The 21,573-nt window shown below is 64.2% G+C and carries 19 protein-coding genes and 1 riboswitch; of the genes, 6 read left to right on the plus strand and 13 right to left on the minus strand.

Translation table 11 applies throughout. The annotated features are described in order from the left end of the window. Positions 1-56: 56 nt before the first annotated feature. From IVB26_RS22080 to IVB26_RS22090, 3 genes are all read right to left on the minus strand, one after another. Complete coding sequence (locus IVB26_RS22080) at positions 57-884, minus strand: tetratricopeptide repeat protein (RefSeq protein WP_247967398.1); 828 nt, start codon at positions 882-884, stop codon at positions 57-59. Further along, positions 871-2,592 (minus strand): dihydroxy-acid dehydratase, encoded by a 1,722-nt coding sequence (gene ilvD / locus IVB26_RS22085; protein WP_247967399.1) that lies wholly within the window; start codon positions 2,590-2,592, stop codon positions 871-873. The genes IVB26_RS22080 and ilvD overlap by 14 nt, the downstream gene beginning before the upstream one ends. Positions 2,593-4,313: 1,721 nt before the next feature. Next, positions 4,314-4,712 (minus strand): MerR family transcriptional regulator, encoded by a 399-nt coding sequence (locus IVB26_RS22090; protein WP_247967400.1) that lies wholly within the window; start codon positions 4,710-4,712, stop codon positions 4,314-4,316. An 85-nt stretch (positions 4,713-4,797) separates the two neighbouring features. Between IVB26_RS22090 and IVB26_RS22095 the strand changes: the two genes are divergently transcribed. After that, entirely contained in the window at positions 4,798-5,238 is a 441-nt protein-coding gene (locus IVB26_RS22095) for a hypothetical protein (protein ID WP_247967401.1), read from the plus strand. Beyond that, positions 5,238-5,462, plus strand: a complete 225-nt coding sequence (locus IVB26_RS22100) for a hypothetical protein (RefSeq protein WP_247006080.1) — start codon at positions 5,238-5,240, stop codon at positions 5,460-5,462. The genes IVB26_RS22095 and IVB26_RS22100 overlap by 1 nt, the downstream gene beginning before the upstream one ends. Before the next feature lie 83 nt (positions 5,463-5,545). Here the strand turns inward: IVB26_RS22100 and IVB26_RS22105 are convergent, their stop codons facing one another. The 6 genes from IVB26_RS22105 to IVB26_RS22130 form a co-directional block, all read right to left on the minus strand. Next, complete coding sequence (locus IVB26_RS22105; protein ID WP_247967402.1) at positions 5,546-6,127, minus strand: hypothetical protein; 582 nt, start codon at positions 6,125-6,127, stop codon at positions 5,546-5,548. Positions 6,128-6,175: 48 nt separating this feature from the next. Further along, positions 6,176-8,413 carry a TonB-dependent receptor gene (locus tag IVB26_RS22110; RefSeq protein WP_247967403.1) on the minus strand — a complete coding sequence of 746 codons (2,238 nt, stop codon included), beginning with the start codon at positions 8,411-8,413 and terminating at the stop codon, positions 6,176-6,178. Positions 8,414-8,528: 115 nt separating this feature from the next. After that, a riboswitch (cobalamin riboswitch) is annotated at positions 8,529-8,742 on the minus strand. A 48-nt stretch (positions 8,743-8,790) separates the two neighbouring features. Continuing rightward, positions 8,791-9,042 (minus strand): hypothetical protein, encoded by a 252-nt coding sequence (locus IVB26_RS22115; RefSeq protein WP_247321522.1) that lies wholly within the window; start codon positions 9,040-9,042, stop codon positions 8,791-8,793. Positions 9,043-9,190: 148 nt separating this feature from the next. Further along, the gene (locus tag IVB26_RS22120; protein ID WP_247967404.1) at positions 9,191-9,400 is read right to left on the minus strand and encodes a hypothetical protein; all 210 of its coding nucleotides are present in this window, start codon (positions 9,398-9,400) and stop codon (positions 9,191-9,193) included. 138 nt (positions 9,401-9,538) lie between these two features. Further along, the gene (locus IVB26_RS22125; protein ID WP_247321525.1) at positions 9,539-9,715 is read right to left on the minus strand and encodes a hypothetical protein; all 177 of its coding nucleotides are present in this window, start codon (positions 9,713-9,715) and stop codon (positions 9,539-9,541) included. A gap of 105 nt (positions 9,716-9,820) precedes the next feature. Beyond that, positions 9,821-11,557 (minus strand): adenylate/guanylate cyclase domain-containing protein, encoded by a 1,737-nt coding sequence (locus IVB26_RS22130; protein WP_247967405.1) that lies wholly within the window; start codon positions 11,555-11,557, stop codon positions 9,821-9,823. Positions 11,558-11,872: 315 nt separating this feature from the next. Here IVB26_RS22130 and IVB26_RS22135 point away from each other — a divergent pair, with 315 nt between their 5' ends. Continuing rightward, positions 11,873-14,062, plus strand: coding sequence for a lytic transglycosylase domain-containing protein (locus tag IVB26_RS22135; RefSeq protein WP_247967406.1), 2,190 nt, complete (start codon positions 11,873-11,875; stop codon positions 14,060-14,062). A gap of 76 nt (positions 14,063-14,138) precedes the next feature. Here IVB26_RS22135 and IVB26_RS22140 read toward each other — a convergent pair whose 3' ends face one another. Further along, positions 14,139-14,501: a hypothetical protein gene (locus IVB26_RS22140; protein WP_247967407.1), complete on the minus strand. Its 363-nt coding sequence runs from the start codon at positions 14,499-14,501 to the stop codon at positions 14,139-14,141. Continuing rightward, positions 14,498-14,686, minus strand: coding sequence for a hypothetical protein (locus tag IVB26_RS22145; protein WP_247967408.1), 189 nt, complete (start codon positions 14,684-14,686; stop codon positions 14,498-14,500). Before IVB26_RS22145 ends, IVB26_RS22140 begins: the two co-directional genes overlap by 4 nt. A gap of 1,190 nt (positions 14,687-15,876) precedes the next feature. On the opposite strand from IVB26_RS22145, the gene IVB26_RS22150 reads away from it, so the two are divergent. The 3 genes from IVB26_RS22150 (at position 15,877) to IVB26_RS22160 (ending at position 19,009) form a co-directional block, all read left to right on the plus strand. Further along, positions 15,877-17,862 carry a PAS domain-containing sensor histidine kinase gene (locus IVB26_RS22150; RefSeq protein ID WP_458309376.1) on the plus strand — a complete coding sequence of 662 codons (1,986 nt, stop codon included), beginning with the start codon at positions 15,877-15,879 and terminating at the stop codon, positions 17,860-17,862. Next, positions 17,859-18,527: a response regulator transcription factor gene (locus IVB26_RS22155; RefSeq protein WP_458309285.1), complete on the plus strand. Its 669-nt coding sequence runs from the start codon at positions 17,859-17,861 to the stop codon at positions 18,525-18,527. The genes IVB26_RS22150 and IVB26_RS22155 overlap by 4 nt, the downstream gene beginning before the upstream one ends. A 95-nt stretch (positions 18,528-18,622) precedes the next feature. Continuing rightward, the gene (locus tag IVB26_RS22160) at positions 18,623-19,009 is read left to right on the plus strand and encodes a response regulator transcription factor (RefSeq protein ID WP_247967409.1); all 387 of its coding nucleotides are present in this window, start codon (positions 18,623-18,625) and stop codon (positions 19,007-19,009) included. A gap of 149 nt (positions 19,010-19,158) precedes the next feature. On the opposite strand, the gene IVB26_RS22165 is transcribed toward IVB26_RS22160, so the two are convergent. Together IVB26_RS22165 and IVB26_RS22170 are read right to left on the minus strand one after the other, a co-directional pair. After that, entirely contained in the window at positions 19,159-20,130 is a 972-nt protein-coding gene (locus IVB26_RS22165; RefSeq protein ID WP_247967410.1) for a tripartite tricarboxylate transporter substrate binding protein BugD, read from the minus strand. Positions 20,131-20,211: 81 nt separating this feature from the next. After that, a complete protein-coding gene (locus IVB26_RS22170) occupies positions 20,212-21,453 on the minus strand; it encodes a threonine synthase (RefSeq protein WP_247967411.1) in 1,242 nt (413 codons plus the stop codon). Between the last annotated feature and the right edge of the window lie 120 nt (positions 21,454-21,573).

A 21,573-nucleotide genomic window follows, 5' to 3' on the forward strand; every position in this document is an offset into this window, starting at 1 on the left:
GCGTGGCCTCGAGTGGTGGATTACGCCTTCGGCTAATCCACCCTACGGGACCGAGATTACTCCCGGCGGCCCTGCACCCACTGCTCCAGCATCTGGAGGGCCATGGCGCGGTCGTCGTCGGAGGCCTTGGCGAAGGCGCGGTTGTAGCTTTCCTTGATCCAGGTCTCTTCAATGCCGGCGCTGTCGCGCGCCAGGGTCAGCCACATCAGGCCGCGCGCGGCCTGCCGCGGCAGACGGTCGCCGTTGAACAGCATCTGGCCGAGCAGCGCCTGTGCCTCGTGCTGGCCCTTCTGGGCGGCAAGGCCGAGCCAGCGCGCGCCATAGCGGTAATCCTCACGCGAGGCGTCCGGCGTCTTCAGGTACAGCCGGGCGAGATCGTATTGCGCGTCGGCATTGCCGAAATAGGAAGCCGCATAGGAGAACATCTCCCGCGCCCGCTCCGGGTCCGACTTGATCTTCGAGTTCGGGATGCCGCTGAGATAGTAGCGGCCGAGCGCGACGAAGGCGTTGGCCACGATCTGCGCCTGCGGCGCCGACGGGCTGTCCTCGGCATGCGCGTTGGCGATCCGGGTGAAATATTCGAAAGCGCGCAGGTCGTCCTGGGCGACGCCGTCGCCATTGGCGTACATGCGGCCGAGCTTCCACTGCGCGATCGGGTGGCCACCCTCGGCGGCATATTGCAGCGCACTGAGCGAGGTCTCCTGAGGCACAACCACCGGCGCGACCTTGCCGCGCACGGTCGCGGCGGTCCCCGGCAAGGTGGTCACGACCGGGATGGTCGCGTCCTTCGGGTTGACAGGGGCGCCGTCGAAGGCGAGCGCCGGCGCGGCCAGCGCAGCAGCCCCCAACACAAACGCAACTATGGCACGCCTAGATGTCCGCATAGCACTGTTTCTCGTACGCGCCGCCCGGATGGGTCACTGCCCCCCCGACCGCTGGTCCAACCTGCTGAGCATATTTCCAGAGCGCACCCGACGTGTGGTTAGTCGCGCGAGCGCTCCATTTGGTTTTGCGCTGGGCGAGATCGGCGTCGCTCAACTTTACGTTAAGGGTACCGGCAACCGCGTCGATCTCGATGATGTCGCCATCCTCGAGCAGCCCGATCGGGCCGCCAATGGCGGCTTCCGGCCCGACATGGCCGATGCAGAAGCCCCGGGTGGCGCCGGAGAAGCGGCCGTCGGTGATGAGCGCGATCTTGCCGCCCATGCCCTGGCCGGTCAGCGCTGCGGTGGTCTGGAGCATTTCCCGCATGCCGGGACCGCCCTTCGGCCCCTCGTAGCGGATCACGATGACTTCGCCTTCGCGGTAGGTGCGCTTCTGGACCGCCTCGAAAGCATCCTCCTCGCGGTCGAAGCACCTGGCCGGACCGGTGAACCTGAGGTTGGACATTCCCGCGACTTTCACGATCGCACCTTCTGGCGCCAAATTGCCCTTCAGACCGACCACACCGCCTGTCACGGTAATGGGCTTGTCTGCCGGGTGCACCACGTCCTGGTGCGGATTCCACTTCACGCTCTTGAGGTTTTCAGCGATCGTGCGGCCCGTGACGGTAAGGCAATCACCGTGCAGGAAGCCGTTGTCGAGCAGCGTCTTCATCAGAAGCGGTATGCCACCTACTTCAAACATGTCTTTGGCGACATAACGGCCGCCCGGCTTCAAATCCGCGATATATGGTGTCTTTTTGAAGATTTCGGCGACGTCGAATAAGTCGAACTTGATGCCGCACTCATGCGCGATCGCCGGCAGGTGCAGCGCAGCATTGGTCGAGCCGCCGGAGGCTGCGACCACGGCAGCCGCGTTCTCCAGGGCCTTGCGGGTGACGATGTCGCGCGGCCGGATGTTTTGGGCGATCAGCTCCATGACCTGTTCGCCCGCGGTCATGCAGAAGGCGTCGCGGATTTCATACGGTGCCGGCGCACCGGCCGAGTAAGGCAGTGCGAGGCCGATCGCCTCGGAAACGGTCGCCATGGTGTTGGCGGTGAACTGCGCGCCGCAGGCGCCCGCCGAAGGACACGCCACGCGCTCAATCTCGTCGAGCTCCTCGTCCGACATGGCACCGACCGAGTGCTTGCCGACGGCCTCGAACATGTCCTGTACGGTGACCTGCTGACCGCGGAAAGTGCCGGGCAGGATCGAGCCGCCGTAGATGAAGATCGAGGGCACGTTGAGACGGACCATCGCCATCATCATGCCCGGCAGCGACTTGTCGCAGCCGGCGAGCCCGACAAGGGCGTCGTAGGCATGGCCGCGAACGGTCAGCTCGACCGAATCGGCGATGCATTCGCGCGACGGCAGCGATGAGCGCATGCCGTCATGCCCCATGGCGATGCCGTCGGTCACGGTGATGGTGCAGAATTCGCGCGGCGTGCCGCCCGCCGACGCCACGCCCTTCTTCACCGCCTGGGCCTGACGCATCAACGCGATGTTGCAGGGAGCCGCCTCGTTCCAGCAGGAGGCGACGCCGACGAAGGGCTGGTGGATCTGCGCGGTGGTCAGACCCATGGCGTAGAAATAGGACCGATGGGGCGCGCGCGCAGGGCCTTCCGTCACGTGACGGCTCGGCAGCCTCTGCTTGTCAATCTTCGCGCCCATCGCAAACCAGCTTCCCCGGTCAACCCTTTCAGACCCGAAAAATCAGAGCCAAGATTTTGAATCGACCTTGGGATTTTCTCGTGGCGTCGAGGACTGCCCGCTACCTCCAAAACATTAGAGCGATTTTATTCATGGTTGGGTGTGGCCAAAAAGCGGCGGTGATGCGAACCGCCGGTGATGAGGGTTAAATCCGGGCCGGGTGTTGCAAGGACGGCACAATCGTTACCGGGAAGACACGGGAGTGTCTTACTGAGATACCCGCGAAGATGACAGGTACAACCTCTGATTTCACATCTAAGGCACGCGCCCGCATCCGTTCGCTGACGAGATTCCCAGGTGAGTCGGCCTCTCTCCAGCATTCTCGGGTCCCGGACGCGCTGCGGCACGCCGTGACGCTGCGCAGAGCCGGGACCCAGAAGGCGACACGGGAGGGCTCGGCGAGATGAGCCCCGGCTCAGCACCGCGCCGCTGCACTGGACAATGCTTCGCATTGCCGGGGGACGCTGCGCTGCGTCCGGGGCACGAGAGCGGAGTGTGACGTACGTGCTCTCTCCCCGTCATTGCGAGGAGCCCTTGCGACGAAGCAATCCAGAGTCCCGCCGCGGAGGGATTCTGGATTGCTTCCGCCTTCGCCAAGGCTTCGGCGGACAAGTCGCTGCGCTCGCAATGACGGAGGATGAGGTGACAAGTTGCTTCCCCAAGTGACGCTGTCATTCCCGCGAAAGCGGGGAATCCAGTACGCCGCGGCTTCTCGGTTCGATCACGACCGTCTCGGAGTACTGGATCGCCCGGTCAAGCCGGGCGATGACACCACGTGTATGGTGGCAGACATGGCTCTTCGATCTCGCGGCTTGAACCACCCGAGCTTTGCTTCGTCTCGTCCCCCTCTCAAATCCAAGAGGGCACAGGGAAGGCCGGGTGCCGGCAGGCACCCGCGGTCTGCTGCGCGAATAATGCGCAAAGGAGACCGCACAGCAGCATACAGGTGGTGCCGATCACTCGGCCTTCCCTGCGCGATGGTCGGACGGCTTATGCCGTGATCTCCCGGGAGCCGAACTTTCCTCTGGCCTCCCTCACCCCGCGAATTGGATGATGCAGTCTGCCCGGTTGGGCTCGCTCGCACCTTCGCGAAAAGCTTGACCGTAGCAACGACGGCCAGGACCACACGGTTTTGCCGTACGCACGGCCCGCCATGTCGCCGCAGTTTTTCCAGCCCTGTCGACGGAGCCGAAAACTTACAGGCGAGACGAACCTAGCAGCGCCGCTCGTCTGCACGCGGCCGCGGACTCACAGGGACTACCCGCCCTGCCCGCACCTCTCATGCCGACGCTGCCGCGTCCACCGCAAGCCCGGCTCGCGATGCGTGACGACACAAGATCGCCCCTCTTGGATGAGCCGGGATGAGCGACACATACGCCGAAACCGAATTTCGGTAAAGTGGAATATTTTTGCGCGGGTGCATTGACAGAGGGCGACACAGGGCGACGCCCGTCCCGTCATCCTGAGGTGCGAGACATGGGACGCAACGCGTCCCATGGGGAGCCTCGAAGGATGAATGCCACAGCCGGGCCGTCGCCCTTCGAGGCTCGCCGAAGAGGCGAGCGCCTCAGGGGTGACGGTGATGGAGCCGTAGCCCGGATGAGCGGAGCGACATCCGGGACAGTGCAAGATGCCGCGCGAGCGGCCCCCCGGGTATCGCTGCGCTCATCCGGGCTGCTGGCTCACGCGCCGCCGCATCCCGGCTGCAGGATCACGCAGTCCGGCGCGGCGCTGCCGCAACACGTTGTCTCACAACCAGTGACCAGCGAAGCGATCGTCGTCTCCAGGGCGCGCAGTTCGGCGATCTTCTTCCTGATCGAGCCGAGGTGCCTTTCCGCAAAACTCTTCGTGTCGCTGCAGGGCAGCCGCCGCTGAACCGATGCGACGATATCGCGCGTCGCGTCGATCGAGAAATCGAGATCGCGACAATGCCGGATGAGGTTGAGCGCCTTGACGTCTTCAACGCCGTAGATGCGCTGACCGCCTTGCCGCGCCGGCGAGGCCAGCAGGCCGATGCTTTCGTAATAGCGGATGGTGGCGACCGAGACTCCGGCCGCCTTGGCGAGGACGCCAATTCTCATGAAAGCTCTCACTTTTCGCTTGAACCTCAAGTGGCTTGAGGGCGTAGCGATCGGTTCCCTGACGCACAAGCATGAGGAGAATCACATGAGCGTTATCGGACCGTCCTGCAACCTGCCGTCGGAGACGTCAGGATGCGGCTGCACCGGCAAGGCCAAGCGAGGCGGCGGCAAGGCTGCCGGCGCAGCAGCACTCACGACCGCGGCCTTGGCTGCGGCCTGCACGGCGTGCTGCGTGCTCCCCTTCACATTGCCCGCCATCGTGCTCGCCGGTGCCGGAAGCCTGATTGCCGTCCTGGACCATGCGCACGGCCTGATGACGATATTGTCGATCGCCGTAGTGATCGGCGCCTGGATCTGGATCGCTTGGCGAGCGCGGACGACCGGCTCCAGGATTCGATCGTCGGTGCTGGCTCTCATGGGCGCCGCGACCATCCTGACTGCGACGGCCGCGCTATGGCCGGTCATGGAGCCAGCGGTGTTCCACGCGCTCGGGGTCGCCAAGAAGCCGAGGCCGCCAGCGAGTTGATGGACACAATCACGATCTTCGGGCTGCTGTCGGTCAGCGCGATGCTGCTGTTCTACGCGCTCGAGCCGCGCGGGCCGCATTATGTGCTGGCCTTCGCGGCGGCGTGCGCGCTCAGCGGGATTTACGGCTTTCTCCAGGGCGCCTGGCCGTTCGGACTTGTCGAGACGGTCTGGACGGCGGTCGCCGTGCGGCGGTGGGCCAAGGTCCAAACTCCGGTCTTGTAGCCCGGGTGAGCGCAGCGATACCCGGGGATCCACTCGCTGGGATCCCGGATTTCGCTGCGCTCGATCCGGGCTACAAGAACAACTCAGGCCGACATTGCGCCCTTCCGGCCGAACGGATCGACCAGGCGAAAGATCTCGCACGCAGCGACGAGCCCGGCGAGCCAGACGGCGCAGGTCAGCCCGAGGCGCGTGACGATGGCGGCGGTGAAGGCGCCGTCACCGCCGAGGAACGGCGTCGCGGCGAGCAGCGCGATCTCGTAGGTCCCGTAGGCGGCGACGAGCGTGATCGCCAGCATCAGCGGTGTGCGGCCCTGCGGCAGCGTGCGGAGCACGGCCGACCCCACGGCAGTCGCGAGAAGCGCAGCGGCGCCGATGACAAAACCCCAGGCGATGGTGCTGCCATCGATCGGATAATGCAGCACGCCGTAACCGATGGTCTGGTTCACGAGCCAGGCGCCGGTGACGACGAGCAGCGCCGGGCGCACCGGCAGCATCGCCGCGGCAACGACGGCGAAGGCCGCAAACGGCGTTGCGCAGGCGAAGGCGAAACTTGCGAGCGCGCATGACGCCGTCAGCAGCGCAAAGCAGAACATCGGCGCAAGGCGCGGCGCGACCGGGTGAAGCCGGAAACGGTCGCCGTGGGACGGCTGGGTGTTGAGAGGCATGGGTCATCTCTTTCTCGTTCGGATGCTCATCCATTTCAGGGAATGTGATTAGAACGTGGCGCCGGCCTTGAGCAGGTAGGTGCGACCGGGCAGCGGATAGGCGCTGAAGCGGCCGTCCGTGAAGGTGCTTGCGATGGCGTAGTCGTAGTAGAGCGCATTCAGCGCGTTGTTGACGCTGAGCGACCAGAAGTAGCGCTCATACTGGCCGCTGAGTTTGAGGTCGATCGTGCCGTTGGCGGGAATCGGCTTCTGGGTGCCGGCCTGATCGTTGTCCATGCGCCGCTCGCTCCAGAAGCGCGCGGTGGCATCGAGCACCAAATAATTCTGCCAGATGTTCCAGGTGACGCCCGCACTCGCGGTGTAGCGCGACACCAGCGGCACGTCATTGCCGGCCCAGGCGCCTTCGCGGAAGACGGCGCGGGTGTAGGCCACGCCGGAGCGCAGCAGCAGAGCGTCGTTGACGCGATAAGACAGGCTGGTCTCCGAGCCGTAGCGGCGGGTCGGATCAAGATTGGTGTTGTAGAACAGGACCGGGTTGAAATGGACCTCGTTGGTGAGGTCCATCAGATAGAGACTGCTCTGCAACTGCAGCCCGCCGCCTTTGATACGCAGACCGCCCTCGATATCCCAAGAGGTCTGGGTCTTGAGCTGGAACGTTTGCGGGATCGCGGCGAAGGTCAGGGGATCGAACGAAGGCCCCGAGGACAGGCGCTCGTCCACGTCGGGCGTGCGGAACGCGCGCGCGGCGCGGCCGAACAGCGAGACCATGTCGTTGAGGCGATGCTCGGCCCCGAGATGCAGCGCATATTGGGTCTCGTTGCTCGTCAGCGGCAGCGCGCCGATGTCGGCGTTGAACGGCGCCGCCGGGTCGAAATTGTCGCGTGCCGCAAGACTGACGGTCTGCACCCGCGCGCCATAGGAGATGTCGGTCGTAGGCGCCACGCCCAATGTGTGCTGAAAATAGCCCGCAACCGTCTGCTGCCTGAGATCGTAATTGTGCCAGGAGGAGAGCCCCTGCCCGGCGCCGCGGTTCTGCTGAAAGCTCGCATCGTAATAGTCGATGCCGGTCAGGAGATGCGACGGCATGCCGAGCAGCAGGCTCTTCACGCTGAGCCGCGGCGTGATCGACCATGTCGTCAGATGGGACTCGACATAGGTCGACGTGAAGAAGGCCGGAACCGGCACCGGGCTGGAGAAGAACGCGCTCTGCTGCTTCTTGTCGCGCACGCCGCCGTCGACGATGAGATCGACGCCGTTGACGAGGGTCTTGGTGAAGCCCGCTGTTGCGCTAAAGCCCTGCTGGTTGGCGAAGTTGAACGGCGTGCTCGTCCCCCGCCGGTTGGCCGCGAGCTCGTCGAGGCCGATCGAGGGATCGACGGTGCGCCCGCCCGGCAATCGCAGCTCCTGATTGTCGCCCGTGACGGTGAGAAAAGCGGTCAGGCCCGGTGTCGAGTAATTGAGATTGCCGACGCCGTTTTGCTGGGAATAGCGATTGTTGTCGCGATAGCCATCGGTCCTGACGGCATTGCCATAGAACGAGGTCGACCACGGACCGGAACTGAGCGAGGTCGAGACGTTGCCGAGCCTGGCGTTGAACGAGCCGAAGCCGGCCTCGATGCGCGCGGTCACCGGCGGTCCGCCGACGCCGTTTTTGGTGACGATGTTGATCACGCCGCCGATGGCGTTGTCACCGTAGAGCACCGCTCCCGAATTGCCGCGCGTGATCTCGATACGCTCGATGGAATTGAGCGGGATGATGGAGAGGTCCACCTGTGCCATGTCGACGTCGTTCAGCCGCCGTCCGTTGACCAGCACCAGCGTGTTGGCGTTGGCAAACGCGCCGAAGCCGCGCAGATCCACGCTGGTCTTCGCGCCGATTTGACCGCCATAGAACGTCGTGATCTGGGCGCCCGGGGTCTGCGTCGCGATGATCTCGGCTAGCGTCTGCGACGGCGAATGCGCGATATCCGCGGCCGTGATGACGGTCGTGGCGGCCCCGACGATACCGCCGTTGCTGGCGACAGCCTCGGAGCCCGAGCCGGATGAGCCGGCGCCATTGCCTGCCGACGCGACATTCACGGTTCCCCGGCGCTTCGTCGGCTCGCCATCACCGATCGCCCTGGCGCGGGTGCGGTTCTGATCGTCGGGCTTGGTCACTTCGATCGGCGGCAGCTGCTCGGCAAGGGCCTGCTGGGCGAAGGCGGGGGATAGATCGAGCGAAGGGAGGGAAACGGACGCGAGCAGGCCGGCGCTGAGGCGCCCGGCGGCAGAGACAAGACGGGACACGGTTGTAGACCTCGGTATGACGTCAGTGGCACGTCACAGCGAACGAGGTTTCACGGCAGAGCAATGGATTGCTCCGGTGAAGCCAATGTCTGTACTCCCCGACCGACATCTTCGCGTGTGACCACGGCTGACGGCAGGTCTCCTGGCTCGCGGGTCGTTACCTTACGTCGCCTTCCCAGGACCGAGATTCCCAGTGGCATAGGACGAAAGATTCACCGCTTACAGTTGCGGGGGCAGCCGTGGCGTTGAGACAAATCCCCCGTTGGGACAATCCCGCACCACATTCCCTTTTGATCTCCGTGAGGAGAACCGTCACCAATCAACTTACGTGTCGTTCCGCCGGGGAGTCAATCGACCGGCGGCTGTTGTCACCGCCGTCAGGTCCGCCCTCGCAAACGCTGGGCCTGGGCCCAGGCAGCAGCGACGTCGCGAGGCGGAACATCGACGCGCTTGATCGGGGTCAATTCGCCGGAGGCCGAGACGATCGCGGTTTCCTCGCGGCGGCAGCGCGTGCAGACAAAGCGGACCTCGTGCGGGGACGCCCACCAGCTCGACCGCTTCACATTGGCCGCCATCGGCCAGGCATCGCAATGCGAGCACGAGACCAGAAATCGACCGGGATCGAGCATACCCATTTCCATCGGACTCCGCGTCCTGCCGCCTCCTTCAATGTTTAACCCAAGTGAATCGTTCCGGTGCCCCAGCACCGCCAGCTCCTGTTCCTTGGAAGCGGATATCTCAGGCTCGCCATTCCCAGCCGCCATAGGCGTCAGGATCTCAGCGCGCGCCCTTGAGGCTGCAAGAGGTCGTGCAGGTGACCGTGGTGCCGCGATCGCACGATTTGCAGGCATTGACGCACTGATTCATGTCGCGGGGGTTGTAGCTGTAGTTCCGCATCGGGCAGGCCGACGTCGAGCCGGTGATGTCCTGCTCCTGATCGCAGGCCGCCGTCATGAGCGCGAATATGATCACGGCAACGAGGCGCATGTGATTGCCCTGTCAAGCATGGCAAATGACACTCGCGAGGCTCGCTGCACTGCGGCGAACCCCGGCCTTCCAGCACGAGCCATCGCTCGCGTGCTTCAAGGATGCGCGCCAAACATTAAGAACGGATTGCAGCCGGCGTCAGGCAGCAGCCTTGGTCGCGATCGCCTGGCGCATGTCCGCCGCCAATTGGCGGTACTGCTCCGAAAGCTTCAGATAGAACTCGCGTTTGGTGCTGTCGGTGGCGAGCTTGGCAATCAGCTCGCATTCGGCGGTGAGCGTCTCGAACCGTTCCAGTCTGTTCTGAAGGTCTGTCATCGGCGTGTCCCCGTCAAACGCCTCAAGGACATCCAACCTAAGCCCGGGAAATAGGTCACGGCGAACATCGTTATCGAGTAGAATCAATTTTTGCGGTGCGGCGGCCTATTTGCTGTCCAGCCGCCAGGCGCCATCCCAGCCGGCGTCCGGCGGGTTGGCTTCGAATTGCGCGATGCGGCCGAGCATGGTGCGCGAGGGGCCGTCACCGGGGACGGCTTCGAGCGCCGCGTTGAAGGCAGCGCGCGCCTCATCGAACCGCCGGGCGCGATAGGCGGCGAGCGCTTCGGCATAGTGCGTGCGCAAGCTGCCCTGTGCGCCGGTGAGTGCACCTGCCCTCGCCATCACCTCGAAGATCGCCTGCGGTGCGCTCTGGCCGGCGACGGCCAAACGATCGATCTCCCGCAGTTCGAGCCGCGATCCGATCGCGTCAGCGGTTGCCTGCGAGATCAGGATGCGGGTGCCGTAGGCCTTGTTGACGGCCTCCAGCCGCGAGGCCAGGTTGACGGCATCGCCCATCACCGTAAAGCTCATCATCAATTCGGAGCCGATGCTGCCGGTCAGGACCTCGCCGGTGGCGATACCGATCCGCAAATCGCACGGCGCGGGCATGGCGCGGATGCCGAGCAGGTCGGGCAGCTGCTTCTGGAGCGCCGGCACCTGGTCGATCATTTCGATGGCGGCAAGGCCCGCGAGCAGCGCCTGCTCGTCCTCCTCGATGAAGGGCGGGCCCCAATAGGACATGATGGCATCGCCGATATACTTGTCGATGATGCCGCGATTGCCCCTGATCGGGCCGGACATGACCGTGAAATAGTGGTTCATCACCCTGACGAGGCCGCGCGGGGTCATGCCCTCGCTCATCGCGGTGAAGCCGCTCATGTCGCAGAACATGATGGTCATGACCCGGCGCTCGCCGTCGATCGCGACCTCCGGCCGATCGATCAGCCCCTGCACCACCTTGGGATCGATGTAGCGGCCGAAGGTCTCGCGGATGCGCTCGTTGTGCCTGAGCTGCTCGGTCATGCGGTTGAAGGCCGCGGCGAGCTCGCCGATCTCGTCCTGCGTCGAGACGGTGATGGTCTTGTCGAAGCGTCCCGCCTCGACCTCGCGGGTGCCGGCGAGCAGCAGCCGCACCGGACGCGTGATGCCGCTGGATACCAGGAGCGCAAAGGCAAATCCGACGATCGCCGCAAGCAATGTCACGACGCCCGAAATGACCATTGCCTGGTGCTGGCGGCTGATCACCTGCGATGTCGAGGCGAAGACCTGCGTCAGCATGTCGGCGCGGATCGCGTCGATCTTCCGGTTGAACTGGTCGCGCAACACGTCGATGTGCTCCAGCGTGCCGCGGGCCTCCACCATCTGTTTGGCGTCGACCTGCTTGACCAGCCTGCCGTGGTCCTCATTCAGATCGCGGCGCAGCTCGGTGACGGCCGTCTCTACCCGGATATCGATCCGCGCCAGCGCGGCATTGTCGGAGGGCGTCCTGGAATCGTCGATGATCGCGTTGATGAGCTTGCGCGCGGCCTCAGCCTCCTCCTCGATCTTGCTGTCCGATTGCTCGAACTCGCGCAGGCGTGCCGTATAGGCCTCCTCGTCCGACGGCGCCTCCATCTTGGTCATGACCATCCGCCGCAGCGCCAGCCCCCGCTCCAGCGAGCGGATGTTGGCGCGGGCCAGGTGGCTATAGGCCGGGATGTAGCGGTTGGTCAGCTCGTCAAGCAGGACGCCGACCTGGCTCGACATCACCATCGACAGGATCGCGGTGACCAGCATCAGGACGATCAATCCGAGGGCGATCCCGACGATCTTGCGCCGGATCGACTGGTTGAAAATCGGCATAGGCGCGGAGCAAAGGCTGAAAGGATGGATTGGGGGAACTCATACACCGATTTGGCGACGGGAACACGCGCAATCGGCCCCTGTGACGCTCAAAGCCGCGCACAACCGTCGCGCGATCCCGCATCGTTAACAAAAGCTGAAGGGCCCAACCTTTCTCCTTTGCGCAAGTTCCCTTGCCTCATCCGTATTTTGCCGCATTGTTGCGACAGCGTGAGGATGCGACACGGTGCTGATGCATCGTGTCGGTGCTTTGATTCTCAAGCCGCATGTCGTCGCGGACCTTGGTTTGTGGTGGTTTCGCAGGGGGACCATGGAATGAACCAGTGCCTACGCTCGCTCGCGTGTGTCGTTGCCGTGGCCGCAATGGCCCTTCTTCCCACCGAGCTCGCGGCCAAGAGCAGTCACAAATCGTCCGCGCCGAAGAAGACGCATGAGGCGAAAGCCGGCAAGCAGCGTCATGCCGCGACCGGCAAATCGCGGCATGGCAAGCACGCCGACGCCAAGCGCAAGTCGAAGAAGAGCGACGACGCGACGTCTGACAAGCCGGCAGCCCCGCCGCTGACCGGCGACCTCGCCGCCCTGAAGGACGCAATCGATCTCGCGCGCAAGGGCAAGACCGACGACGCGAGCGCGGCGCGCGACCGCATCGCCGACCCCGCCGGACGGAAGCTCGCGGACTGGTTCATGTTGCGCCATTCCGAGAGCACGGCCAATTTCAAGCGCTACGCCGCCTTCCTCGAGGCCAATCCGGACTGGCCGAGCCGCGCGCTCCTGCGCCGGCGCGCCGAGGCACGGCTGTGGCAGGAGAAGAGCGACGCCGCCATTGTGCATAAATTCACCATGGACCGGCCGACCAGCGCCAAGGGCAAGTTCGCGCTCGCCCGCGTGCTGCTCGCTGAGGGCGATGTTGACAGGGCCGCGCGGCTCGTGCGCGAGGCCTGGCGCGCCGACGAATTGTCGGAGCGCAGCGAGGAGGATTCCTACGAAGCGTTCCGCGATCTCCTCACCGCGGACGATCACCGTGCCCGCATGGACAAGCGGCTCGGCGCCAAGGACTATTCGGGGGCGCGGCGTGCCGCAAAACGGCTCGGCGAGGATACGCTCGCGATCGTCAAGGCCTGCGCCGCCGTCACCGGCAAGGACAGCAAGGCCAAGGATTATCTCGAGGACGTCCCGGCTGACGCGCGCCGCGATCTCGGCTATGTGCTGTGCCGCGCGCAATGGCACCTCCAGAAGGACCGCATCGACGACGCGGCCGAGGTGATCCTGGCCGCCGCGCCCGACACCATGGCGGCCCAGGACACCGATGCCTGGTGGCGCGAGCGTCGCCTGCTCGCGCGCAAGCTGCTCGACCAGGACAAGTTCAAAACGGCGTATGATGTGGTCCGTACGGCCGCGGTACCGGACAAGGAAGTCTACCGCGTCGACTATCATTTCATGTGCGGCTGGATCGCGCTGCGATTCCTCGACGATCCCAAGGCTGCGATGGTGCACTTCGCCGCCATCGACGAAGGCTCGGCCAATCCGATCGCGCTGTCGCGCGCTCATTACTGGCGCGGCCGTGCCGCCGAGGCGATGGGCGCGACCGCGGATGCGCGCATGAGCTATCGGGCGGCATCGCGCTATCCGACCGCCTATTACGGCCAGCTTGCGCGTGCAAAGCTCGGCCTCGACCGCATCGAGCTGCGTGCGCCCTCGCCCGTACTGGCCGCAGTCGACACGCCGCCGGCAGACGAGCGCGTGCGCGCCGCCGACATGCTCTACGGCATCGGCGAGCGCGACGTGGTGTTCTACTATGCCGAGGATTTCGCCAAGGAGAGCACCGACGTCGCGGCGCTCGAAGGACTCGGCGCACTCGCCGGCCAGCGCAAAGATGCGCGCGTGATGCTGGAGGTCGGCAAGTCGGCGCTGGCGCGCGGGCTCGCCCTCGACCATTACGCTTTTCCCACCATCGGCATCCCCGAGCACCAGCAGGTCGCGCCCGCGATCGAGACCAGCGTGATCTATTCAGTGGCGCGCACCGAAAGCTCGTTCGACCAGCGCGACAAGTCACCCGCCAATGCGGTCGGGCTGATGCAGGTGACGCCTGAAGCCGGCCGCGATACCGCCAAGCGCTTCGGTCTGACTTACGATTGGGACAAGATGGTCTCCGATCCCGTCTACAACACGCAAATGGGCGCGGCCGAGCTCAGCGCGCTGTTGTCGGAATATCGCGGCAACCAGATCATGACCTTCGCCGGCTACAATGCCGGCCGCGGCCGGGTGCGCGAATGGGTGCAGGCGCGCGGCGATCCCAGGGATCCCAAGGTCGATCCGGTCGACTGGGTCGAGCGCATCCCGCTGTCGGAGACGCGCAACTACGTCCAGCGGGTGATCGAGAATGTCCTCGTCTATCGCGCAAGGTTCGAGGACAGCGGCATGATCGCGGGGAAGAACGATCAGCGCGTGGTGACGCAAAGCGTCGGCGCAACGGCACCCGTGGCGGCCGCAGCACCCGCTCCCTAGTCGGCGCCGCCGGGGCTGGACCGCGGCGCCTGCAAGGTAACGTTGCCGCGGCTACCACGCGAGTGCAGTCGCGCAGCTAGGTGTCACCTCCTTCCATCCGGATCAGATCGCGACCGTCCAAGTATGCGCCGGTCAAGGCTCTTGCGAAGGTCCAGGCGTGTATCGTCCAGCTCCAGCACGAGACGGCACTGAAGACGGCCACCATCTCGATCATGTTGCCAGCGGCGAGCTCGACGTGCGGGGTGGCCCATCCGGTGCGCCCAGGCGGCGACCATTGCATGAACAGCGTCACGAGTTCGCCGCGCCGGTAGCAATCGTGGTCACAATAGCGGCGCGGTGTCCGCACGTGCCGGACATAGCCGGAGCTGAGTGACCGCGAGCATGTGCTGCACCTGGCGGCGTGCGATGGAGGCTCGTGATTGACCACCACGAATTTCATGAAGCCGCCCTCACGCGATCTTCCGCGAGCGCCTCGCAGAACAGCGCGTAGCACTGATAGTCGCAGTAAGGCAGACGGGTGGCGATCTCGCGGAGATAGCTGCCGCCGATCGGCTCGCAGCACTGCAAGCACCAGGTCTGCCGGAACGGGGTCCGGTCGTTCACCAGCACGAACGCGAATTTCATGTGGCACCTCCCAAAGCGAAGCAATAAACGCTGTCCAACGGAGATAGTGCGGGTGGTGGAGCGCAAAGATGGTTTCGGCCGTCGGGATTATCCCTGTTTCGCTCCACTTTTTGCGGCGGGATCAGAATGTATCTCCCGTCCTCCCTGCGCCGTGCATGGATCCGGCCATCGATGTACTTGATGTCGGTCGGATAGCAGTCAGCGCTGTTGCAGCAGCTGAGGCTCGGATTGTCGGGCATGTGCCAGGTCGAATAGAATTTTTCGTGCAGCCCCTGGTCCTGGGGTGGGTGCTGGCGATGAACGGCACCATGCCCTGTCTCCTGCGCCTGGACGGTCGCCGCGGAGCCGAGGAGAACCAACCAGCACAAGAGCTTGCATGAGCGGTTCAACACAATGGGCTCCCGGATCAGACCTACCGAACGATGTCAGCTCTCCAATTCAGCCTCATGCGGCCTGAGCCTGGAACAACCACCGGCGGTCGCGTTCGCGGCGTGTGCGGAAGCGATCGACGCACTTCTTGGAGCAGAGCGCAGTGCGCCACGAATAGTAGCGGATCAAACCAAACTTGCTGCTACACACCGCACAGCCGTTGTTTGAAGCGCAGCGTTCGGACTCGGATAGGCGACGCTCAGGAAGTAGCGATGTATCGCACATTGTTGTCTCCCTCTGTTGCTTTGCGCGTTTGCCAGTTCGTTCCCTTGGACCTCATACGGGTCGTGAATTGCCGCGATCGCGGCTCCGTCTCGGGAATTGCAGCGGCCTCTCCTTGATCACCGCCTGTCGATCAGGCGGCTCGGCCGCAAACATCAGACCCGGTTCCCGTCCGCTTGCCGATTGGCTGGTCGACGCTCCCGATTGGTCATGAGGTTAGTCCACCGGCACGAAGCGCCCAATTGTACGGAGGTAAATGGTTGACATGACTAGGAATGGAGGAGCTATACTTAGGTTTGTCCGTAGCCGCCCGGGGGCTCCGCGCTCGCTCGCGTTCAACGAGACGGCGCACGACGTTTCGGTTGCACGGTCACCGTGAAAACCATGCCGGCATGGCGTGCTTGATGCGCCGCAATGGACAGGGCGAGCCGTCATTCGAAGGCGACGTCGTGATGTCCATCCGACTTTGGCCTGAATTGCTCCTCTGGCGTCAACGTGCTCTACTTGTATTCACGCAGAGAGCGCCGGGAGCGTCTGCGATGAAGCCTGTCCGGGCCGTCACGTTCGGGAAGTCTGCCGCGCAATCCCTCGCCGGCCGGATCAGGCAAGCTGTTACCGCCAAGCCGCGCATTCGGCCCGATGACGCCGGTTTGCTGGAAGCGGTCAAGCAGTGGCAGCAAGTCTTCGAGCACAACCCGGTCATGTACTTCATGGTCGATCCGGGTGGAACCGTGATCAACGTGAACACATTCGGCGCCGCGCAACTGGGCTATACGGCCGCGGAGTTGATCGGCCGATCGGTGCTGGATGTCTTCTTCGAGGAGGATCGCGACTTCGTCCGCGCATGTGTCGCGCTGTGCCTTGAGACCGTCGATCAGTCCCACACCTGGGAGATCCGGAAGGTGCGCAAGGACGGCTCGGTGCTATGGGTGCGCGAGAATGCCAAGACCATGCTGCGGGCCGATGGCGGTCCGATCGTGCTGGTCGCCTGCGAGAACATCACCGAGCGCAAGGAAGCGGAGAATGCGCTGCGACAGAGCGAGGCTTATCTCGCCCAGGCGCAGGAATTGAGCCACACCGGTAGTTTCGGCTGGAAGTCAGCAACCGGCGAGATCACCTGGTCCAAGGAGACCTTTCGCATCTTCCAATGCGACGAGGGGACCACGCCAGAGATCCCGTTCATGCTCCAGCGGATCCATCCGGAGGACCGGCTCGCGGTGCAGAAGACCACGGGGCGGGCGGCCCGAGAGGGAAAAGATTACGACCACGAATACCGGCTCGTGATGCCTGGCGGTTCCATCAAGCACGTCAGAGCGGTCGCCCGGGCGATGCGAGATCCCAGAGGTCACGTGGAGTTCGTCGGATCAGTGACCGACATCACGGCCACCAAGCAGGCAGAGCGCAGGCTTCGTGAGAGCGAGCAGCGCTTTCGCGCCTATGCCGAGACCGCGTCTGACTGGTTCTGGGAGACGGGGCCAGACCACCGCGTGACCCAGATATCCGAACATTCCGATACCATCACCGCGCCGGCGGGCCTGATCGGACTGACGCGTTGGGACATCGCTCCGGACGCAGATCTAGAACCCGAAAAATGGCGAGAACATCGGGCGGCGCTCGACGCCCACGTTCCGTTCCGCGACCTAGTCTATCGCAGCAAAGACCGCAACGGGCAGCCGATCTACGTTCGAACCAGCGGCAAGCCGTTCTTCGACGCCGACGGCGTGTTTCTGGGTTATCGTGGCGTCTGCACCGATGTGACTGCGGCTATCCGGGCCGATCAGGCCGAAAACGCGCTGCGCAAGGCCCAAGCCGAGCTGGCCCATGTGACGCGGGTCACGACACTGGGCGAGCTGACGGCTTCCATCGCCCACGAAATCAACCAGCCCCTCGCCGCCGTCATCGCAAATGCCGACGCCTGCATCGCCTGGCTCCAGCGCAATCCGCCCGATCTCAAGGCCGCCCGCCGCTCCGTGGAGTGGATCATCGAGGATGGCAAGCGTGCCAGCGACGTGATTCGTCACGTTCGGGCACTCGCCAAGCAGTCCGACATCGAGATGGTTCCGCTCGACCCCAACATGGTCGTGCGCGAGGCCGTCGCGCTCGTTCAGCGCGAGATGGCCAGCCACGCCGTGTCGGTACGGATGGAGCTGTGGTCGGCACTGCCCAGGGTCTTTGGCGATCGTATCCAATTGCAACAGGTCCTGATCAACCTGATCATGAACGGGATCGAGGCCATGGAAGGCGTCCGTGATCGTCCGCGCGAGCTGGCGATCCGTTCAGCAGCGGACGACGATGGCGCGGTGCTGATGAGCGTTTCCGACTGCGGCGTCGGCATCAGTGAACAGGCGAGAGACCGGCTGTTCATGCCCTTCTTTACCACGAAGGCTTCCGGCATGGGCATGGGGCTGTCGATCTGCCGCTCCATCATCGAGGCCCATGGCGGACGACTTTCCGCCGCACCGAACCAGCACCACGGCGCAACTTTCCAAATCACCCTGCCCCTCCATCGAGAGGAAACATCGTGACCGAGCGTGCGCCTTCGCCGCAGCAGGAGGAAAGCGAACAGCCAATCGTCTTCATCGTCGACGACGACGCGTCCATGCGCCGCGCGCTCACCAATCTGTTCGAGTCGGTCGGCCTCAAGGTCGAAGCATTCGGCTCGGCACAGCAACTGCTCCAGGCCAAGCCGCCGGAAGTCCCCAGTTGCCTCGTGCTCGACATCCGCCTGCCCGGCGCGAGCGGCCTCGACCTGCAGACCGACCTCGCCAAGGCAAATATTCACACGCCGATCATCTTCATTACCGGTCATGGCGATATTCCCATGACCGTTCGGGCCATGAAAAGCGGCGCGATCGACTTCCTGACAAAGCCGGTTCGCGATCAGGACATCCTGGACGCAGTCCAGGCTGCGATCGAGCGGGACCGCGAGCGCCGCGACCTCAACAGGATGGTCTCGACCGTCAAATCACGCTTCGACACCCTGTCCTCGCGGGAGCGAGACGTATTGTCATTGGTGACGTCCGGCCTGATGAACAAGCAAGTGGCCGCCAAGCTCGGGTTGGCGGAAATCACCGTCAAAATCTATCGCGGCCAGATCATGCGGAAAATGGGCGCGAAGTCGTTGGCCGATCTGGTGAGAATGAGCGAGGCGCTCGGGATTCGGCCCAACAAGTCCGACGTACAAACCTAAGTATGAGTTTCCAATGATGACTGGCAGGTCCACCTTGCGTGTTTAGGTGTGGCCGTCACGACGGCAAGCTCAATCCGGGGCGAGGAGCGGACGTCTTGTCAGCGGCTTCCGTCATTTCAGTGCTTGACGATGACCCATTCTTGCGGGCCGCGGTTAACAACCTCTTGGAATCGCGCGGGTACATCGTCCACACATTCGCCTCCGCCGAGGAGTTTTTGAGGTCGACCGATTCGAACAACACATCGTGCGTGATCGCCGACGTCCAGATGCCGTTGATGACCGGAATCGATCTGCTGACGCAGATGCGCGCGCACGGTTCGGCTACGCCGTTCATCTTCATCACAGCTTTCCCGGACGAGAGCGTGCGTGAGCGTGCGCTCAAGGCCGGGGCGACCTGTTTCCTCGGTAAGCCGTTTGCCACCTCGGATCTGATGCAATGCCTGAACCGGGCGCTGGCAGCAGGTGACGAAACCATGGAGTGATTGCGGCGGTCGGGCAATCGCGACGGTGACAGCGGCCAGATCAATCCCGCCTCTCGCGAGCCCTCCCGCGAGACGGCCGCATTTGCGGCCTCGTCACGATGGGATCGCATCACTTGGCGGCATACCGGCCGAAGCACGCGCCGTCCGCCTCAATCCACCTTGATGTTCGCCGCTTTGATCATCGGCCACCATTTTGCGATCTCGGCCTTCTGCCGGGTGCCGAGCGCTTCGGGTGTGAGCTGGTCCTTCGGTGTCATCTCCAGCCCCTGGTTTTCGAGCTGCTTCTTCACCGCAGGATCGTTCAGCGCCTCCACCGCCGCAGTATTGAGCTTGGCAACGATCTCCTTCGGCGTGCCCTTCGGCACCCATAGGCCCGACCACAGCGTCATGTTGAAGCCCTTCAGGCCCGCCTCCTCTGCGGTCGGGATCTCCGGTGCCGAGGACAGGCGCTTGCTATCGGTGATGGCGTAAGCGCGGATCGTGCCGGCACGGACCTGGCCGATGGAGTTGGAGGTCTGGTCGACGATGATGTCGATCTGACCCGCGATGAGATCGTTCAGCGCGGGCGCAGTGCCGCGATACGGCACGTATTGCAGCTTGATGCCGGAGACACTTTCGAAATAGACGCCGGCGATGTGGCTGCCGGAGCCGGCGCCGGCGGTGCCCGCTGTCGGCGGCGAGGGCCGCGACTTCAGCCATTCCAGAAGCTCTTTCAGCGAGTTCGCGGGCACCGCGGTCTTGCTGACGATGATCATCGGATTGCTCGGCAGCAGCACGACCGGCTCGAGATCAGCGACGAGGTCGTATTTCAGCTTGTAGACGGCGCCATTGGCGACATGGGTGCCGAGATGGCCGAACGAGATGGTGTAGCCGTCCGGCGGTGATTGCACGGCGCGGCCGACGCCGATCGAGCCGCCCGCGCCGGTGACGTTCTCGATCACGACGGCCTGGCCAAGCGACACCCGCATCCGCTCGGCGAGCACGCGCGCCATCGCATCCGACGGGCCGCCGGCCGAGAAAGGCACGATGATGGTGATGGGATGGGAGGGATAATCCTGGGCGCGCGCGGCGCCTGAAACAGCGAGAACAGCAAACAGCGCAGCCCAGACGGCCTTCGTCATTGTCTTCTCCCCAGCGATGTCGATATTATTTTTGCTCTTCCCGCGTACGGGAAGAGGGATCATTCGTGGCGTATTGCCGCGCTAGAACTGCGAATAATCGATCGGCTTGTGGCGGTCGAGCGTGCGGGTGACCGGCGGCAGCGGATACTTCAGGCCGGTGGCGCAGTTGAACAGCATGACGCGGTCACCCTTCGAGACGCGGCCGTCGGCAAGGCTCTCCTTGTAGGCGGCATAGGTGGCGGCGCCCTCGGGGCACAGCAGCAGCCCCTCCTCGCGTGCGACCTCGTTCAGCGCCGCCGAGATCTTGTCGTCATCGACCGCGATGGCAAAGCCCTTACTCTCGCGCACGGCCCGCAGAATGAGAAAATCGCCGATCGCTTGCGGCACGCGGATGCCCGACGCAATGGTGTGGGCGTCCTCCCAGCGCGTCGCATGCTCGGTGCCGGCGTCATAGGCCCGCACCATCGGCGCGCAGCCCGAGGCCTGCACCGCGACCATGCGCGGGCGCTTGCTTCCGATGAAGCCGATCTTCTCAAGCTCGTCGAAGGCCTTCCACATGCCGATCAGGCCGGTGCCGCCGCCGGTCGGATAGAAGATCACGTCGGGCACGTCCCAGCCGAGCTGCTCGGCGAGTTCGAGGCCCATCGTCTTCTTGCCCTCGATGCGATACGGCTCCTTCAGCGTCGAGGTGTCGAACCAGCCGACCTTGGCCTTGCCCTCGCCGACGATCTTGCCGCAATCGTCGATATAGCCGTTGACGCGGTAGACGGTCGCGCCCTGCAGCTCGATCTCGCTGACGTTCACCTCGGGCGTGTCGGCCGGGCAGAAGATCGTGGTCTTGATGCCGCAGCTCGTGGCGTAGGCCGCGAGTGCCGCGCCGGCATTGCCGTTGGTGGGCATCGCCATGTGTTTAATGCCGAGCGCCTTGCCCATCGACACCGCCATCACGAGGCCACGCGCCTTGAACGAGCCGGTCGGCAGACGCCCCTCGTCCTTCACGATGATCTCTCCGCCGCCGAGCTTCTTGCCGAGCTTCGGCAGCCGGATCAGCGGCGTCGTGACCTCGCCGAGCGAGACGATATCCCTGCATTTGCGCACCGGCAGCAGCTCGCGATAGCGCCACATGTCGCCGGGACGCTGGCTAAGCGCGTCCTTGGTCAGCGCCTTCTTCACGCCAGCGAGGTCGTAGCGAACGAGAAGCGGCTTGCCGGCTTTGGAGAGATTGTGGACCTGGTCAGCGGCGTAATGGTCGCCTTCCATCGCGCATTCGAGATGGGTGACGAAGGTCGGGCGTTCGATGGTGAGGTTGTCGTTGTCGTGCATGGGTTCATTCCCTTTTGTTGTTCTGCTTGTTTAATGTCTGACCGTCACCCTGAGGTGCCGGAGCGAAGCGGAGGCCTCGAAGGGCGACGAGCCCGGCTGCTCGATCTGGGCCGCGCATCC

The sequence above is a fragment of the Bradyrhizobium sp. 195 genome (genome assembly GCF_023101665.1).
In the GTDB taxonomy this organism is placed as follows: Bacteria; Pseudomonadota; Alphaproteobacteria; order Rhizobiales; family Xanthobacteraceae; genus Bradyrhizobium.